At 76.1% G+C, this 1,349-nt stretch carries 1 protein-coding gene; it reads left to right on the top strand.

What is annotated here, in order from left to right:
* Nucleotides 1-1,349, top strand: a 1,349-nt coding sequence (locus PROKR_RS17730) for an N-acyl-D-amino-acid deacylase family protein (protein ID WP_084800513.1), incomplete at both ends; no start/stop codon positions are given.

The following is a 1,349-nucleotide window of genomic DNA, read 5'->3' as shown; positions in this document are numbered from 1 at the left end:
GACCGCCGGCCCGGACACCGCCGCGCCCGGCACGGGCACAGCCGTCCCAGCCGTCCTCGAGGCGCACGGCCGCCTCGCCCTGCCCGGGTTCGTGGACGCGCACACCCACGCCGAGGCCGCCGTCTTCCGCCCGGACGTGCAGCTCGCGCTGCTCCGCCAGGGCATCACCACCGTCGTCACGGGGCAGGACGGCGTGTCCTTCGCGCCGTCCGACCGCGCCACCTACGACTGGGCGAGCACGTACTTCGCCGCGATCGACGGGGACCACCCCGTGTTCGCGGGCGGCTCCGTGGGTGACCTCCTGACGACCTACCACCGCACGGTCCCGGTGAACGTCGCCTACCTCGCGCCGCACGGCACGCTGCGCTACCGGGTGCTCGGTGCGGCACAGCGCCCGGCGACGGACGCGGAGATCGCCGCGATGGTGGCCCTCCTCGAACAGGCCCTGGACGACGGCGCCTGCGGCTTCTCGACCGGACTGGAGTACGTGCCCGCCGCCTACGCCGACGAGCGCGAGCTGGTCGCGCTCGCCCGGGTCGCCGCCGCCCGCGGGCTGCCGCACGTGAGCCACATGCGCGGGTACGAGGACCGGGGCGTCGAGGGGCTGGCAGAGCTGCTGCGCGTCGCGCGCGCGTCCGGCGTCGCGACGCACGTCTCGCACCTGCACGGCCCCGCCCAGGAGCTGCTGGGGCAGATCGAGGCGGCCCGCACCGCGGGCCACGACCTGACCTACGACTCGTACCCCTACCTGCGCGGCTGCTCCATCCTGTCCATGGTCTCCCTGCCCACCTGGCTGCCCCTGGCGGACTCCGCCGCGACCGTCGCCGCCCTGCGCGACCCCGCCCGCGCCGGGCGCCTGGCCGAGCACTTCGCCGGCCTGACGGACCTCTGGCCGCGCATCACGTTCGCGTCCGTGCCCGGCCTGGAGTGGGCCGAGGGCATGACCCTGCCCGACGTCGCCGCGCGGCTCGGGCGGTCGGCCCCCGACACCGTGGTCGAGATCCTGACGGCCACCGCGCTGCGCGCGAGCTGTGTGTTCGCGCAGCCGCCCACCAACTCGCCCGAGTCGGTGCGCACACTCGCGGGGCACGAGGCGCACCTCGCCGGCTCGGACTCGATCTACTGGGGCGGACAGCCGCACCCGCGCGGCTGGGGTGCCTTTTCTCGGTTCCTCGATGAGCACGTGCGCCGCGGCTCGTGGACCTGGTGGGACGCGGTCCAGCACCTGTCGGCCCGGGCCGCCCGGCGGTTCCGCCTCGCGGGCCGCGGGGAGGTCACGCCCGGGGCAGTGGCCGACCTCGTGCTCGTGGACCCCGGCGCCGTCCGGGACGAGGCCACGTACGAGCGCC

The sequence above is a fragment of the Promicromonospora kroppenstedtii DSM 19349 genome, from assembly GCF_000515355.1.
In the GTDB taxonomy this organism is placed as follows: Bacteria; Actinomycetota; Actinomycetes; order Actinomycetales; family Cellulomonadaceae; genus Promicromonospora; species Promicromonospora kroppenstedtii.
This window is presented reverse-complemented; position numbering and strand designations above follow the sequence as displayed.